Consider the following 15,566-nt stretch of genomic DNA (forward strand, 5'->3'; position numbering starts at 1 on the left):
ATGCATATCATCATTCTGGGCAGCGGCGTTGTTGGCGTCACCACTGCATATTATCTGGCCAAGCTTGGCCACGAGGTCACTGTCGTTGACCGTGAAGAAGGCCCTGCACTGGAAACAAGTTTCGCCAATGCCGGTCAGGTGTCGCCAGGCTATGCTTCACCTTGGGCCGCACCCGGCATTCCGCTGAAAGCCGCAAAATGGCTGTTTCAGAAACATGCGCCGCTGATTCTGCGCCTGAGCTCTGATCCAAAGCAGTATAGCTGGCTGTTGCAGATGCTCGCCAACTGCACAGAGAGCCGCTACAAGGTCAATAAAAGCCGTATGGTCCGCGTGGCCGAATATAGCCGTGATTGCCTTATCGCGCTGCGCGATGAGACTGGCATTCAATATGACCAGCGCATGCAGGGCACCTTGCAGCTCTTCCGCGAACAGTATCAGCTCGACGGCATCGGCAAAGATATTGAAGTGCTGCGTCAGGATGGCGTGCCGTTTGAAGTGCTCGACCGCGAAGACTGCGTGCGCATTGAGCCTGCTCTGGCGCGCGCCCGCGATAAATTCGTCGGCGGCCTGCGCCTGCCAAATGATGAGACCGGAGACTGCTTCAAATTCACCAATGAACTGGCGAAAATTGCCGAAGGCCTTGGCGTCAAGTTCCGTTTCGGCATCGATATCAAATCGCTTTTGCTGACAGGTGGAAAAGTCTCCGGTGTCGAAACGTCGGAAGGCATTCTGACAGCTGATCGTTATGTTGTGGCGCTCGGCAGTTATACGCCCGCACTGGTCAAGTCGCTTGGCCTGAACGCTCCAATCTATCCGGTCAAAGGCTATTCGATCACCGCTCCGATCATCAATGAAGAACTGGCGCCGGTCTCGACCGTGCTTGATGAAAGCTACAAGATTGCCATCACCCGCCTTGGCGACCGCATCCGCGTGGGCGGGATGGCCGAAGTCTCCGGCTTTACCAAAGATCTGCCGGCAGCACGTCGCGCAACGCTTGATCTGTCGGTGAGCGACCTGTTCCCCGGCGGCGATCTCAAGGCTGCAACCTTCTGGTCGGGCCTGCGTCCCATGACGCCGGATTCAACGCCGATCATCGGAGCAACCCGCTACGAAAACGTGTTTATCAATGCGGGCCACGGCACACTTGGCTGGACCATGGGCCCCGGCTCCGGCAAGCTTCTCGCAGATCTTATTTCCGGCAACAAACCGGACATTCAGGCCGACGATTTAAGCATCGCCCGCTACTCATAAGCTGAACACTATCAAAAACTTGGTGGTGTGCAGGCGCTCACCACCTCGCAAGCCACCGGTCCCACGCATTTGAACCGATGCGGTAGCTTGCTTGAGAAATAATAGGCATCGCCCGGACCAAGAATGCGGCGCTCGCTGCCAACCGTCACTTCGATGCGACCGGAAATGACGATTCCCCCCTCCTCGCCTTCATGCATGAGCAGAACCTTGCCGGTATCCGATCCAGGTTCATAACGCTCTTTGAGGATTTGCAGCGAACGCGCAAAGAGGTGATCACCCACCTGCCGATAGGAAATCGGCCCCTTGCCGATCTCCACCAGCTCATCCGCCTGATAGAAAACCTTATGCGGCGCATCCGGTTCCAGCGCGAAAAATTCGGCCATTCCGATAGGAATTCCATCCAAAATGCGCTTTAATGCACCAACTGATGGATTGGACTGATTGGCTTCGATCAGCGATATGGTGGAATTGGTCACGCCAGCCCGTTTTGCAAGCTCTCGCTGAGACAGATTCTGCCGCATGCGCACATAGCGAAGCCTGCCACCAATATCGATACTCATCGACGCGTCCCCTTACTGTTTATGATGTTCGATATATCACAAACTCCCATTTCAAAGCACGAAATTTCAATGCTTTAATATTTAGGAGAAAAGGACTTGTTGCCTTCGAGAAAGCATGTCCTCTTACCCTCAAAAATAGGAGGTTCTAATGCTTAACAACACCAACGCGCCAAGCCTTGATAACTTCTGGATGCCGTTCACAGCGAACCGCCAGTTCAAGGCCGCTCCACGCCTGCTCGCAAGCGCTTCGGGCATGTATTACACCGATGTCGACGGCAATCAGGTTCTCGATGGTACGGCTGGCCTTTGGTGCTGCAATGCCGGTCACGGCCGCAAGCGCATCACGGAAGCCGTCGAGCGCCAGATCTCGACCATGGACTTCGCGCCAACCTTCCAGATGGGCCACAACATCGCTTTCGACTTTGCTGAAAAGCTCGCAGCCATTGCGCCCGGCGGCCCGGATGCCAAGCTGGACCGCGTGTTCTTCACCAATTCCGGCTCGGAATCGGTTGATACCGCTCTCAAGATCGCCATCGCCTATCAGCGCGCCATCGGTCAGGGCACCCGTACCCTCGTGATCGGCCGTGAAAAAGGTTATCACGGCGTTGGCTTCGGTGGCATTTCTGTCGGCGGTCTCGTCAACAACCGCCGCGTCTTCCCGCAAATCCCTGCCGACCATATGCGCCATACGCTTGATGTTGGCCGCAATGCATTCTCCAAAGGTCTGCCGGAGCACGGCATTGAGCTTGCAGACGATCTGGAACGTCTGGTTCAGCTGCACGGCGCAGAAAAGATTGCCGCCGTCATCGTTGAACCAATGTCCGGTTCCGCCGGTGTCGTTCTGCCACCAAAGGGCTATCTCGAACGCATCCGCGCAACCGCTGACAAGCACGGCATTCTGGTGATCTATGATGAAGTCATCACCGGCTTCGGACGCCTCGGCACACCATTTGCTGTCGATTATTTCGGCGTCAAGCCTGATCTCGTCACCACCGCCAAGGGCCTGACAAACGGCGCAATCCCGATGGGTGCTGTCTTTGCAAGCCGTGCGGTGCATGACGCACTGATGACCGGCCCGGAAAACGCCATCGAGCTGTTCCACGGCTACACCTATTCCGGCCATCCGGTTGCCTGTGCTGCCGGTCTTGCAACGCTTGAAATCTACGCCGAAGAAGGCCTGCTTACCCGCGGCGCTGAACTGGCCGAGCATTGGCAGAACGCACTTCATTCGCTCAAAGACGCACCAAATGTCATCGACATCCGCAACTTGGGCCTCGTAGGCGCAATCGAACTGTCGTCACGCGAAGGCGCCATTGGCGCACGCGCTTACGATGTCTTTGTCGATTGCTTCAAGAAGGGTCTCCTGATCCGCGTCACCGGCGATGTGATCGCGCTTTCGCCACCGCTCATCGTGGAAAAGGAACAGATCGACACCATCGTTTCCATGATTGGAGATGCGTTAAAACGCGCGGCCTGATCGCCACCCAGATTAAGCCGCAACTTGGCCGCCGCTTTCCCCTGCGGCGGCTTTTTCATGAATCACATTCTTCGTTGAAGTCGATAAACCGTTCTGAAACCGATTATTTTAGCGCACCATTCTTAAAAGCAGGCCAAAGCTGAAATAACATTACGTTACATGCCTGTCTTTGGCTCTTTGACGCTTTCCAAATTGCACTCTGACGCATGCCGCCAGTCGCCGGCCCCCCTCCTTGAAAACCTCAAATCACCTGAAAATAGATGTTTCACTTGAAGCATTGAACGCTTAAGAAATTGCTGCGATGTTGTTCGCAATTTTCCCATCTCAGGACAGACCATGGCTATTTCAGCAGCACTTGAAAACCGCATCGTTTACGTGAATGGCGAATATGTTGCCGCCCGCGATGCCCGTATTTCCATCTTTGACCGTGGCTTTCTCTTCGGTGACGGCATTTACGAAGTGACCGCCGTGCTTGACGGTAAGCTGGTCGATAGTGATCCGCATATGAAGCGCCTGCGTCGTTCAACCGGTGAAATTGGTATTCCGATGCCGATGAGCGAAGATGAGATGGTCGAGATCGAGCGCGAACTGATCCGCCGTAATAACCTGACCGAAGGTCTGGTCTATCTTCAGGTCACGCGCGGTGACGGTCGCGACCGTGATTTTGTCGCCAAGGGCTTGAAGCCATCGGTCGTTCTGTTCACTCAAGTTAAGGCCCTTGCCAACAGACCGGAAGTCGAAACAGGCATCCGCGTGCTGTCACTTGATGATCTGCGCTGGAAACGCCGCGACATCAAAACCGTCTGCCTTCTGCCGCAGGCGCTCGCCAAAGAAATCGCAAAGAATGCCGGTTGCGATGAAGCCTGGATGCTGGAGGACGGATTTGTCACCGAAGGCGCATCTTCGACCGGCTATATCGTCACGCAGGACGATGTCATCGTCACCCGCCCCAATTCCAATGCGGTGCTTCCGGGCTGTACACGCCTGTCGCTGTTGCAGCTCATTGCCGAGACCGGCATGACGCTCGAAGAGCGCGCTTTCACGCTTGATGAAGCCTATGCTGCGAAAGAAGCCTTCATGACCAGTGCGGGTACGTTCGTAACGCCGATTTCGTTTATCGACGACAAACCAATCGGTGGCGGCAAACCCGGTCCGGTGGCGCTCAAGCTGCGTGAGATCTATCTCGACCACGCGCGCCGCACAGCGATTTAAAAATCATAAATCAAGTTGAAAACAGATCGGGCCGGAACTGAGTTCCGGCCCGACTGGCTCACGCCTCCCTCTCCCAAAAGGGCGGAGCAAAAGCGCGAAAACGCGCTTTTTCTGAGCATTTTTCCGCGAAAAGCGATGTTTAATTCGCGAAAAGTGATGTTCAAAATGTGATTTTCACGGCAAGCTCGTGTTCATAATATGGCCAATTCATGGCAAATCCCTATTTTAGCGGCGTTGGTTGTAAACATCGATGCAAACAGCGCCCAGCAGAACGATCCCCTTGATGACCTGCTGATAGTCGATCCCGATCCCGAGAATCGACATGCCGTTGTTCATCACACCCATGATCAGCGCGCCGATCACAGCCCCCGTCACACGCCCCACACCACCATAAGCCGATGCGCCACCGATAAAGCAGGCAGCAATCACATCAAGCTCAAATCCAAGACCGGCCTTTGGTGTCGCCGTGTTCAGACGTGCTGCAAAAACCAGACCGGCAAGGGCTGCCAGCACACCCATATTCACAAATGGAAGGAAGGTCAGCCGCTCGGTCTTGACGCCCGAAAGCTTCGCTGCATGGCGATTGCCACCGACCGCATAAATCTGACGACCAATAACCGTGCGGCTTGTGAGAAACGCATAGGCCGCGATCAAAACAGCCATGATAATCAGTACGTTAGGCATGCCGCGATGCGACGAGATCAGCAGCGCCAGATAGGCGATACCTGCAAAGAACAGAATATTCTTGACCACAAACAGGCCGAACGGTTCTGTCTCGACCTCATGCGCAATATGACGTGCACGCGAGCGTGTGTTCTGCCAGACGATAAAACCAGCAAGAACCAGACCAAGGATCAGCGATGTGAGATAAATACCGCCTGTCACACCAATGAATTCAGGAATAAAGCCTGACGAGAGCTTCTGAAACATCGGTGGGAATGGACCGACCGACTGTCCGCCGAGCACCGCCAGCATCAACCCCTTGAAAACCAGCATGCCAGCAAGTGTGACGATAAAGGACGGGATATTGAAATAGGCAACCCAGAAGCCCTGCATCGCGCCAATAATCCCACCGGCAATCAGGCACAGAATGGCGGCAATCGGAAACGGAATTCCCCATCGCACCATCATCACAGCAGCCAGCGCGCCGATGAAACCACACACCGATCCGACCGACAAATCGATGTGCCCGGTCACAATAATCAGCAACATTCCAAGCGCCATGATGACGATATAACTGTTTTGTAACACGAGGTTAGTCAGGTTCAGCGGCTTCATCAGTACGCCGCCGGTAACAATCTGGAAAAAGATCATGATTGCAATCAGCGAGAGCAGCATTCCCGATTCACGCAGATTGTTCTTTAAATAGCGCCCCACGCTGCTTGGCGCCTTCTGACCGCCCTGGATAACGTTCTCGCTCATTGTTGTTTTCCTTTGTTCTGCATGATGGCGCGCATGATGTTTTCCTGCGTTGCTGCCTCGCCCGCCACTTCGCCGACGAAAGCGCCCTCGTGCATGACGACAATGCGGTCGCAGATCCCGATCAGCTCCGGCATTTCGGATGAAATGACGACCACGCCCTTGCCGCTGTCAGCCAGTGAATTGATGATTGTATAAATGTCGTATTTCGCGCCCACATCGATGCCACGTGTCGGTTCATCGAGGATCAGCACATCGGGTCCGGTGAACAGCCATTTCGACAGCACCACCTTCTGCTGGTTGCCGCCTGAAAGCGTGCCGGTTTCCTGATAAACATTGTGGCAGCGAATACTCATTTGAGAGCGGTAGTCGTTCGCGACCTTCATTTCGCGAATACTGTCGATCACCCCCTTGGGGCTGACGCCGCGCAAATGCGCGAGTGATATGTTGCGCGAAATATTTTCGCCCAGAACAAGGCCCAGCTTCTTGCGGTCCTCAGTCACATAGGCGAGACCCGATTTGATGGCGCGGGCAACGCTCGAAATATCAACCGGCTTGCCATGCATGCGCACATCGCCGGAAATATTTGTACCCCATGAGCGTCCGAACAGGCTCATGGCAAATTCGGTACGACCCGCACCCATAAGGCCAGCAATGCCGACGATTTCGCCCGCTTTCACTTTGAACGACACGTTTTTAACCGAGTGACGTTCCGGGTGCAACGGATGATAAACCGACCAATTGTCGACCTCGAAAATCACATCGCCGATCTTCGGATCGCGCTTTGGATAGCGGCTTTCCAGATCACGATCGACCATCTTGCGGATAATGTCATCTTCCTCGACTTCGCCCGCATGACAATCCAACGTCGCAACCGCGCGTCCATCGCGCAGCACGGTAATCTTGTCAGCCACTTCGCGGATTTCATTGAGCTTGTGCGAAATCAGGATCGAAGTGATGCCCTGCGCACGAAATTCTTTCAGCAGTGCCAAAAGCGCCGCACTGTCGGTTTCATTCAGACTTGCCGTTGGTTCATCAAGAATGAGCAAGCGTACCCGTTTGGAGAGCGCTTTGGCGATTTCAACAAGTTGCTGTTTGCCAACACCAATATCCGTCACCAGCGTATCAGGCGACTCCGTCAGTCCGACTTTCTTCAAAAGCGCCTTTGTGCGCTGATAGACTTCGTTGCGATCAATCACACCGTAAGAGCCGGGTGGATTGACGAGAAAAATATTCTCGGCAATCGACATCAGCGGCACCAATGCAAGCTCCTGATGGATGATCACGATGCCAAGCGCCTCGGAATCATTGATGTCGCGGAAATGCCGCTCCTCTCCGTCAAAGACAATCGAACCGTCATAACTGCCAGAGGGATAAACACCCGACAGCACTTTCATCAGCGTGGATTTACCCGCACCATTTTCACCCACAAATGCGTGAATTTCTCCCGGCATTACCGTGAAATTGACGTCACTCAACGCCTTCACAACGCCGAAAGATTTGCTGATGCCGCGCATTTCCAGCAGTGGTTTACCGGCACTATCCGGCTGTCCACTGTTCTGCTCAAGCGGGACAGAATTGGTTACGTTCATCGCTCGCTCCCATAACGAACCTGCCATGCCACCACTCCCGGTTTTATCGCCTTCAAAAAGACAACGCTGTCAATCTGTTGGCCTAACCCAGTTCGAAAACTGGGCGGCGGGGATGATGGCATTAGAGCAGGCATGCCGGACGCACTTGTTTTGCGGCGCGTCCGGGCACAAAATTTACTGGATCTGATCTTCTTTGTAGTAACCGCTATCGACCAGAACTTCCTTCCAGTTCGACTTATCGACGATCACCGGCTTGAGCAGATAGGACGGCACAACCTTGACGCCATTGTCATAGGTCTTGGTGTCGTTCACTTCCGGCTCTTTGCCGCTCATCGCAGCGTCAACCATATCAACGGTGACCTTGGCGAGTTCGCGGGTATCCTTGAAGATTGTCGAATTCTGTTCGCCAGCAAGGATCGACTTGACCGAAGGCACCTCCGCATCCTGACCGGAAACGGCAGGCATCGGCATGTCGCCGCTGCCATAACCAACACCCTTAAGCGACGACAGAATACCAATCGAAATACCGTCATAAGGTGACAGAACAGCGTCAAGCTTCTTGTCGGAATAAAAGGCCGAGAGGATTGAATCCATACGTGCCTGAGCGGTTGCCCCATCCCAGCGCAGCGTTGCGACCTTGTCCATGCCGGTCTGGCCGCTGCCAACAACAAGCTTGCCGCTGTCGATGTAAGGCTGAAGAACGGACATTGCGCCATTATAGAAGAAATAGGCGTTGTTATCGTCAGGCGAGCCGCCGAACAATTCGATATAGAAAGGGCCTTCCTTGTTCTTGAGATCAAGTGCCTTTTCAATCGACTGTGCCTGCAACACACCAACCTGGAAATTATCAAAGGTCGCATAATAGGACACATTCGGTGTGTCGCGGATCAGGCGGTCATAGGCGATGACCTTGATGCCTGCATCATTGGCTTTTGCCAGAACATCGGAAAGCGTGGTGCCGTCGATCGATGCCACGACCAGAACCTTGGCACCCTTGGTCACCATGTTTTCGATCTGGGCCAACTGGTTCGGAACATCGTCTTCCGCATATTGAAGATCGGTCTTATAACCGCGCTCCTGAAGCACCTTGACCATGTTATCGCCGTCAGCAATCCAGCGCGCCGACGACTTGGTTGGCATTGCTACACCAACGAGGCCCTTGTCCTCGGCTTGTGCAAAGCCCGTAAAGGCAAATGCAGCTAATGCTGCCGCCAGTGTGAATGATTTTATGCCTGCCATTGTCTCACTCCCATCGTAGGACAGGCTTTTAAGGCCTGCCGTTCTCCCAAAATTTCCGCCCCCGCCGTTAGGCCCTGCGGAATTCCTCCAAAACAAGTCACAACAGCACTCAGCCTGCGATCTTGTCCCATGCCTCAACTGCACGCTGCGCGCGGTCGCGAACCTCAGCAGCAGTCAGTCCAGCCTTATAAAGACTGGAACCTAGTCCAAAACAGCGCACGCCCGCGCCGACATAAGTGGCAAAATTATCTTCCGATACGCCACCCACAGCACCCACCGGAATATCTTTTGGCAAGACTGCACAAATGGCCTTGATGCCATCGGCCCCCAGCACACTCGCCGGGAAGAACTTCAACGCCGATGCGCCTGCATGAATGGCGCTGAAAGCCTCAGTCGGCGTGAACACGCCGGGCATTGTCACCATGCCATACGCACTCGCGCGGCGAATGACATCCGGCTCGACATTCGGGCTGACCAGAAGCCTGCCGCCGACATCATGAAGCCGATCCACATTCTCAACCGACAGCACGGTGCCAGCACCAATCAGCACATTGCCCGGCGCAAGCTTTGCAGCTTTCTCAATGGAGACAAACGGCTCCGGCGAATTGAGCGGAATTTCAATCGCCTCAAAGCCCGTCTCAATCAGAGTGGAGACAATGGCTTCGGTTTCTTCCGGCCGAATGCCACGCAGAATGGCAACCAGCGGATAGCGCAGTTTGGGCCATGCGATATGATCGCTCATTGCGCACCTCCCGCAAAAGCATGGCGGGCGGCCATGAACAACCCATCGCGCACCAGTTCATCAGCCTCGATGTGGCTCACTTTCACACCGGCAATCTCAAGTGCAGACGCATAAAGCGCGCCCATCATGCCGTCGGAAAGCAGCAGAACTTCATGAGGTTTGCCAAACAATGTGCGGCCACCGGCAACCTCCAGCCCGATCAGCAGACCCGACAGACGTGCAAGCTGATCGGTCGGCTTATAGTCATGCACCAGCCAGCCAGCACGCACCGTAAAGAGCGCGTTGGCGATAAGCTCCGGTGTTTCAAGCGAAGCTTTCACGCCTCTAGCAAAGGCAGCACTCTTTGGGTCAACCGGTCCGGCCCCTTCAAGCGCACCGGAGAGAACCGACTTGTCTTTGAGAAGCGCAAACAATTCACCCGTCATGAAAGAGCGATAATCGTTAAGCTTGCCGTCTGCAATCTGCACCCATTTGGCGTGCGTTCCGGGCATCACCACCACGGCATCCCGCGTACCGCGATGTACCAGACCAAGCAGCTTGGTTTCCTCGCCGCGCATCACATCCGGCGCATCGACGCTCCGCCGTGCAACACCCGGCAGCATGATGACGGGGCGCTTTGCAGGCACGCGAACCGCAGCAGCAACGACGCCTTCAAGCCCGGCGGGCAAGCTCATATAAGGTGCTTCGATCCAGCCAGTGCGCGAACCCGCCATGCCGCAGATCACCACCGGCAGATCATCCGGCGCACCAAGCTTCGCCAGATGCTGTTCAAGCAGCGTTTCAAAGCCCGTTTCTTTTGCAGAGATCAGCCCGTCATCACCACGGCTTTCATTGAGCACGTTGCCATCAACATCCAGCGTCCAGAGGCGGAACCGGGTTGTTCCCCAGTCCGCAACTGCCGCAAATGGTGTTTTGACTCCCAACATCAATGGTTATCTCGTGGCAGGCCACGCGTATGCGCAATGTCCTGATACTTGACCGCGTTTTCGAGAACCGCACCTGTTTCCATCTGACCAACAACCGCGCGCTGGATTTCCTGCCACGGCGTCTGGCTTTCCGGATATTTATAACCACCGGCAGCTTCCAAAGCCTTGCGGCGTTCGGCCAGCTCGTCATCCGAAATCAGAATATCCGCCGTACCACGACCAATATCGATGCGGACCCGATCACCCGTCTTGAGGATGGCAAGGCCACCGCCAGCGGCTGCTTCCGGCGACGCGTTGAGGATCGACGGCGAACCCGACGTGCCCGACTGGCGACCGTCGCCGATGCAAGGGAGCGAACTGATGCCCTTCTTCAAAAGATAATCAGGCGCGCGCATATTCACGACTTCCGCTGCCCCCGGATAGCCTATTGGACCCGCACCACGCATGAACAGCACCGAACGCTCGTCAATTTCGAGCGACGGATCATCAATCCGGTGGTGATAATCTTCCGGGCCATCAAACACAATCGCCTTGCCTTCAAAGGCATTCGGGTCTTTTTCGTCTGTGAGATAGCGATTGCGGAATTCTTCCGAAATAACGCTCAATTTCATGATCGCCGACGAGAAGAGATTGCCGCGCAGCACGCGGAAACCGGCATGTTTCTTCAATGGCTGGTCAAAGGTCTTGATGACATTGCTGTCTTCAATCGTTGCGTTTTTGCAGTTTTCACCGATGGTCTTGCCGTTGACAGTGAGCGCATCCTCGTGAATGAGGCCCTGCCCCATCAGCTGATTGACGACTGCTGGCACACCGCCCGCGTGGTAGTAATCTTCACCGAGATATTCGCCCGCTGGCTGGAGATTGACCAGAAGCGGAATTTCCTCGCCATATTTCTGCCAGTCATCGACGCTCAGCTCCACGCCGACATGACGTGCCAGTGCATTGAGATGGATCGGCGCATTGGTCGAACCGCCAATCGCGGAATTGACGCGGATCGCATTGATAAAGGCTTCCTTCGTCATGATGTCAGTTGGCTTGAGGTCTTCATAAACCATTTCCACAATGCGGCGGCCGGTCAGATAAGCCACTTCCTGACGATCACGATAAGGCGCTGGAATCGCCGCCGAACCCGGAAGCTGCATTCCGAGTGCTTCGGCAAGCGAATTCATCGTCGTGGCCGTACCCATCGTGTTGCAATAACCGGTCGATGGTGCGGAAGACGCAACCAGCTTTACAAAGCCCGCATAGTCGATCTCACCCTTGGCGAGCAGCTCACGCGCCTTCCAGACGATGGTGCCCGAACCCGTGCGTTCACCCCGGAACCAGCCATTGAGCATCGGACCAACGGAGAGCGCAATTGCCGGAATATTGACGGTCGCAGCAGCCATCAGACAGGCAGGCGTGGTCTTGTCGCAACCAATGGTCAGCACAACGCCATCCAACGGATAGCCATAAAGCACTTCGACGAGGCCGAGATAAGCAAGGTTGCGATCAAGGCCTGCAGTCGGACGCTTGCCGGTTTCCTGAATCGGATGGACCGGAAATTCGATCACGATGCCGCCCGCTTCACGCACACCTTCACGCACGCGATTGGCCAGTTCCAGATGATGACGGTTGCACGGCGAAAGATCAGAACCCGTCTGCGCAATGCCGATGATCGGACGACCGGATTGCAGTTCTTCCTGACTGAGACCGTAATTCATGTAACGCTCAAGATAGAGCGCCGTCATATCAACATTGTCCGGGTTATCGAACCATGCGCGTGAGCGAAATCTCGGTGCTTTCGGCGTAACGGGCTTATTCATTTCATTGTCCTGCATGGGTAAGAGACCGCCGCGCGGCCCCAATTCCTAGTCTTCAAAAGATTCAACGGCATGGCGCTTTCCGAGAAGGAAAGCATCGGCAACATGGGTCAGAGGTGCTAGGTCAACATCGCTCTGCCCTTCGCCAACCAGCTTCACAAAATTCTGGTAAAGACGCTGATATTCACGATCAGGCTCCGCCATTTTTTCCGTGCCTGCGATCGTCAGCCGACTGCCGCCATGACTGAGAAGCAGCGTTCCCTTGTCTGTCTCGACCCGAATATCCCATGTCTGCGGACCCGTCTGGCGCCAGTCGAGTTCAAAGGAAACCGGCACGCCGCCTTCCGTTTCAAACGCGAGATCAGCGGCAATCGGTGCCGCCCGATTTTCTGGAAAATAGAGGTCGGACTTGGTGAGAAAAAACCGTTCCGGCAGAATATGCGTCACGATTGAGAGCGCATTGATGCCCGGATCGAACACACCAAGACCACCCGGCTCCCAGATCCATTGCTGGCCGGGATGCCAGTGGCGCACGTCCTCTTTCCACGACACCGCAACAGATTTGATTGCGGCATCTTTCAGAAATCCGCGTGCCGGTTCAACGGCTGCGGCTTCGCGCGAATGCCAGGTCGCATAAAGCGTAACGCCCTGCTTTTCAGCAAAACGCGTCAGCGCCTGCACTTCCGAAATCGTCGCGCCCGGAGGTTTCTCCAGCATCACATGCTTGCGCGCCGCAAGGGCTGCATAAGCCTGATTGAAACGCCCCTGCGGCGGCGTGCAAAGCGACACCGCATCGATTGCAACATCACTCTCAAGCAGCTCTTCAATGTCATGGAACGACGGCAACCCATCAAGACCCGCATTGCGGCTGGCAATGGCTTTGAGTTCAATGCCACTCGTCGCTTCAATCGATGGCAGATGCTGGTCGCGGGCAATCTTGCCAAGACCAACAATTGCCAGATTGATATTGGACGCCACTGTCATCTCAAAGCGCCTTCACGGCAATATCTTCGGCTTTCGCCTGCGCCAGCCTGTTGACCAGCGGATAACGGAAAGGCTTTGCGGAAATTTCGAACTGGTCGCCGTTTTCCGTCTTAACACCTTCCGAAAACGACAATGTCGCCGTGCCGAAGAAATGCACATGAATGTCTCCCGGACGACGGAACAGTTCATATTTGAAATGATGATGTTCCAGATTGGCGATCGTATGCGACATGTTCGCTTCGCCCGACAGAAACGGCTTTTCAAAGATCACCTGATCGCCACGCTTGATCCGCGAAACACCCTCAACATGATCCGGCAGAGCGCCCACATAAAGCTCTGGCCCCAGCGACGCCTGACGCAGCTTTGAATGCGCCAGCCACAGATAATTCTGCTTTTCGATCACATGATCGGAAAACTCATTGGCGAGGCAGAAGCCAAGGCGGAACGGCGTACCGTCCGGGCCGATCAGATAGATGCCTGCGAGTTCCGGCTCTTCACCGCCATCCTCGGCAAAAGCTGGAGAGACGAGTTCACCGCCCGTCGCGACCAGCGCCGACCCATCGCCTTTGTAAAACCATTCCGGCTGAACGCCCGTCTCACCGCGCTTTGGTTTACCGCCTTCAACACCCATCAAAAACATGCGCATCGAGTCGGTCGGCTTTTCAGCGGCCTGTGCTGCCTTGTGCATCTTGTCACGACCATCCGCCGAACCAAGATGTGTGAGGCCTGTCCCTGCAACAATCAAATGCGCGGGATCTTCATGGGTAATAGGCAGGTCAACCTGACCATCAGCAAGTGCGGCATCAAGATCGACAGCTTCACCTTTGCCATTACGCTCAACCTGCTCAGCAAGGCTAATGCCCGCAGAGATCGCCGCCCATGCCAGTTCGTAAGTCGTCGTCACGCCATTGACGATATGGGCCGCGCCTTCATCATCGCAAGCGGCCACACGTGTTTCTCCGCGCAAGTCGCGGATTTGTACCAGACGTAACATTAAACCTCCCATTTTCCGCAAAACGCTTGCGGAACATTCTTCTCGACCGTTCAAAAACACAGGTATGCGGATGAACGGCTCCTTCTCATTAATATGACTATTTCGGCAAATACCCACTTGTCAAGCAAGGGAAACACAGCGCGCACCACCCCCATACCAAGACCATTGCCGCCCCTTTAATAAACGCATGATTTCACTATAAAATTCGCCATCATGCACGTTTGTCGCACCCCCAATTTTCAGCGAATATACGAAATGTACTTGCCATAAAGTAATATTATATGCTTCATAAACACGAAGGCTGGGAGAGCCTTTTTATTGGGAGGACTTAATATGAAACGCAGTCTGACGGCTCTGACAGCCGCATTTTCATTCGCTCTGATCTCAAGCGCATCCGCCGCTTCCCTGACGGTCGGCTTCTCGCAGATCGGTTCAGAATCGGGCTGGCGCGCCGCCGAAACAAGTGTAACAAAGCAGGAAGCTGAGAAGCGCGGCCACACTCTCAAATTTGCCGACGCACAGCAGAAGCAGGAAAATCAGATCAAGGCCGTTCGCGGCTTCATTGCACAAGGCGTTGATGCCATCCTGATTGCGCCGGTTGTTGCAACCGGCTGGGACGCCGTTCTGAAAGAAGCCAAGGAAGCCGAAATTCCGGTCGTGCTTCTCGACCGCCAGATTGACGCACCGGAAGACCTTTATCTCACCGCTGTCACCTCCGATCAGGTCCATGAAGGCAAGGTCGCGGGCGACTGGCTGGTCAAGGAAGTCGGCGACCAGCCTTGTTCGGTCGTCGAGCTTCAGGGCACGACAGGTTCTTCTCCGGCGATCAACCGCAAGAAGGGCTTTGAAGAAGCACTTGCAGGCCACGATAACATCAAGATATCCCGCTCGCAGACTGGCGACTTCACCCGCACCAAGGGCAAGGAAGTCATGGAAAGCTTCATCAAGGCGGAAAATGGCGGCAAGGACATTTGTGCAGTCTACGCGCATAATGACGACATGGCCGTCGGCGCCATTCAAGCCATTAAGGAAGCTGGTCTCAAGCCCGGAACCGACATTAAGGTCGTTTCAATCGATGCCGTGCCGGATATTTTCCAGGCAATGGCCAATGGCGAAGCCAATGCAACGGTTGAGCTGACGCCAAACATGGCAGGTCCTGCTTTCGACGTCATCGAAGCACTCAAAGCCAATGGCACTGTTCCGCCAAAATGGATCCAGACCGAATCCAAGCTTTACACACAGGCTGATGATCCAAAGGCCGTTTATGAAGCCAAGAAGGGCCTCGGCTACTAAGCCTCAGATCACACCTTCATGCCTCCGGGCCGCTTCTCATCGCGGCCCGGAGCGAGTTCTGCAAGATGCGAACGG

At 54.9% G+C, this 15,566-nt stretch carries 13 protein-coding genes; 4 read left to right on the plus strand and 9 right to left on the minus strand.

The window, feature by feature from the left end; all coding sequences use genetic code 11:
• On the plus strand, positions 1 to 1,251 hold the full coding sequence (locus tag OPR82_RS14805) for a D-amino acid dehydrogenase (RefSeq protein WP_265985659.1): 1,251 nt from the start codon (positions 1 to 3) through the stop codon (positions 1,249 to 1,251).
• 11 nt (positions 1,252 to 1,262) lie between these two features.
• On the opposite strand, the gene OPR82_RS14810 is transcribed toward OPR82_RS14805, so the two are convergent.
• The gene (locus OPR82_RS14810; RefSeq protein ID WP_007876209.1) at positions 1,263 to 1,811 is read right to left on the minus strand and encodes a cupin domain-containing protein; all 549 of its coding nucleotides are present in this window, start codon (positions 1,809 to 1,811) and stop codon (positions 1,263 to 1,265) included.
• Between the two features lie 148 nt (positions 1,812 to 1,959).
• Here OPR82_RS14810 and OPR82_RS14815 point away from each other — a divergent pair, with 148 nt between their 5' ends.
• Both OPR82_RS14815 and OPR82_RS14820 read left to right on the plus strand, forming a co-directional pair.
• On the plus strand, positions 1,960 to 3,288 hold the full coding sequence (locus OPR82_RS14815) for an aspartate aminotransferase family protein (RefSeq protein ID WP_265985660.1): 1,329 nt from the start codon (positions 1,960 to 1,962) through the stop codon (positions 3,286 to 3,288).
• A 336-nt stretch (positions 3,289 to 3,624) separates the two neighbouring features.
• The gene (locus OPR82_RS14820; RefSeq protein ID WP_265985661.1) at positions 3,625 to 4,500 is read left to right on the plus strand and encodes a D-amino-acid transaminase; all 876 of its coding nucleotides are present in this window, start codon (positions 3,625 to 3,627) and stop codon (positions 4,498 to 4,500) included.
• Positions 4,501 to 4,725: 225 nt separating this feature from the next.
• On the opposite strand, the gene mmsB is transcribed toward OPR82_RS14820, so the two are convergent.
• The 8 genes from mmsB to araD1 form a co-directional block, all read right to left on the minus strand.
• Complete coding sequence (gene mmsB / locus OPR82_RS14825) at positions 4,726 to 5,922, minus strand: multiple monosaccharide ABC transporter permease (RefSeq protein WP_265985662.1); 1,197 nt, start codon at positions 5,920 to 5,922, stop codon at positions 4,726 to 4,728.
• On the minus strand, positions 5,919 to 7,511 hold the full coding sequence (mmsA, locus tag OPR82_RS14830) for a multiple monosaccharide ABC transporter ATP-binding protein (protein WP_323054557.1): 1,593 nt from the start codon (positions 7,509 to 7,511) through the stop codon (positions 5,919 to 5,921). Before mmsA ends, mmsB begins: the two co-directional genes overlap by 4 nt.
• Positions 7,512 to 7,685: 174 nt before the next feature.
• Complete coding sequence (chvE, locus tag OPR82_RS14835) at positions 7,686 to 8,750, minus strand: multiple monosaccharide ABC transporter substrate-binding protein (RefSeq protein WP_265985663.1); 1,065 nt, start codon at positions 8,748 to 8,750, stop codon at positions 7,686 to 7,688.
• A 109-nt stretch (positions 8,751 to 8,859) separates the two neighbouring features.
• Positions 8,860 to 9,492 (minus strand): 2-dehydro-3-deoxy-6-phosphogalactonate aldolase, encoded by a 633-nt coding sequence (locus OPR82_RS14840; RefSeq protein ID WP_265985664.1) that lies wholly within the window; start codon positions 9,490 to 9,492, stop codon positions 8,860 to 8,862.
• Positions 9,489 to 10,418 (minus strand): 2-dehydro-3-deoxygalactonokinase, encoded by a 930-nt coding sequence (locus OPR82_RS14845; RefSeq protein WP_265985665.1) that lies wholly within the window; start codon positions 10,416 to 10,418, stop codon positions 9,489 to 9,491. Before OPR82_RS14845 ends, OPR82_RS14840 begins: the two co-directional genes overlap by 4 nt.
• Positions 10,418 to 12,223: an IlvD/Edd family dehydratase gene (locus tag OPR82_RS14850; protein WP_265985666.1), complete on the minus strand. Its 1,806-nt coding sequence runs from the start codon at positions 12,221 to 12,223 to the stop codon at positions 10,418 to 10,420. The genes OPR82_RS14845 and OPR82_RS14850 overlap by 1 nt, the downstream gene beginning before the upstream one ends.
• 45 nt (positions 12,224 to 12,268) lie before the next feature.
• Positions 12,269 to 13,204 carry a Gfo/Idh/MocA family protein gene (locus OPR82_RS14855; protein ID WP_265985667.1) on the minus strand — a complete coding sequence of 312 codons (936 nt, stop codon included), beginning with the start codon at positions 13,202 to 13,204 and terminating at the stop codon, positions 12,269 to 12,271.
• A 1-nt stretch (position 13,205) separates the two neighbouring features.
• Positions 13,206 to 14,198: an AraD1 family protein gene (gene araD1 / locus OPR82_RS14860; protein ID WP_265985668.1), complete on the minus strand. Its 993-nt coding sequence runs from the start codon at positions 14,196 to 14,198 to the stop codon at positions 13,206 to 13,208.
• Positions 14,199 to 14,531: 333 nt separating this feature from the next.
• On the opposite strand from araD1, the gene ytfQ reads away from it, so the two are divergent.
• Complete coding sequence (ytfQ, locus tag OPR82_RS14865) at positions 14,532 to 15,491, plus strand: galactofuranose ABC transporter, galactofuranose-binding protein YtfQ (protein ID WP_265985669.1); 960 nt, start codon at positions 14,532 to 14,534, stop codon at positions 15,489 to 15,491.
• Positions 15,492 to 15,566 lie beyond the last annotated feature (75 nt).

This window comes from Ochrobactrum chromiisoli (assembly GCF_026241335.1).
Classification (GTDB): domain Bacteria; phylum Pseudomonadota; class Alphaproteobacteria; order Rhizobiales; family Rhizobiaceae; genus Brucella; species Brucella chromiisoli.

What these genes read in the sequence shown, in the direction of transcription:
- mmsB (WP_265985662.1), bottom strand. Translation starts at nt 5,922, where the DNA reads ATGAGCGAGAACGTTATCCAGGGCGGTCAGAAGGCGCCAAGCAGCGTG.
- araD1 (WP_265985668.1), bottom strand. Translation starts at nt 14,198, where the DNA reads ATGTTACGTCTGGTACAAATCCGCGACTTGCGCGGAGAAACACGTGTG.
- mmsA (WP_323054557.1), bottom strand. Translation starts at nt 7,511, where the DNA reads ATGAACGTAACCAATTCTGTCCCGCTTGAGCAGAACAGTGGACAGCCG.
- OPR82_RS14815 (WP_265985660.1), top strand. Translation starts at nt 1,960, where the DNA reads ATGCTTAACAACACCAACGCGCCAAGCCTTGATAACTTCTGGATGCCG.
- OPR82_RS14845 (WP_265985665.1), bottom strand. Translation starts at nt 10,418, where the DNA reads ATGTTGGGAGTCAAAACACCATTTGCGGCAGTTGCGGACTGGGGAACA.
- OPR82_RS14805 (WP_265985659.1), top strand. Translation starts at nt 1, where the DNA reads ATGCATATCATCATTCTGGGCAGCGGCGTTGTTGGCGTCACCACTGCA.
- OPR82_RS14850 (WP_265985666.1), bottom strand. Translation starts at nt 12,223, where the DNA reads ATGAATAAGCCCGTTACGCCGAAAGCACCGAGATTTCGCTCACGCGCA.
- OPR82_RS14810 (WP_007876209.1), bottom strand. Translation starts at nt 1,811, where the DNA reads ATGAGTATCGATATTGGTGGCAGGCTTCGCTATGTGCGCATGCGGCAG.
- OPR82_RS14855 (WP_265985667.1), bottom strand. Translation starts at nt 13,204, where the DNA reads ATGACAGTGGCGTCCAATATCAATCTGGCAATTGTTGGTCTTGGCAAG.
- OPR82_RS14840 (WP_265985664.1), bottom strand. Translation starts at nt 9,492, where the DNA reads ATGAGCGATCATATCGCATGGCCCAAACTGCGCTATCCGCTGGTTGCC.
- ytfQ (WP_265985669.1), top strand. Translation starts at nt 14,532, where the DNA reads ATGAAACGCAGTCTGACGGCTCTGACAGCCGCATTTTCATTCGCTCTG.
- chvE (WP_265985663.1), bottom strand. Translation starts at nt 8,750, where the DNA reads ATGGCAGGCATAAAATCATTCACACTGGCGGCAGCATTAGCTGCATTT.
- OPR82_RS14820 (WP_265985661.1), top strand. Translation starts at nt 3,625, where the DNA reads ATGGCTATTTCAGCAGCACTTGAAAACCGCATCGTTTACGTGAATGGC.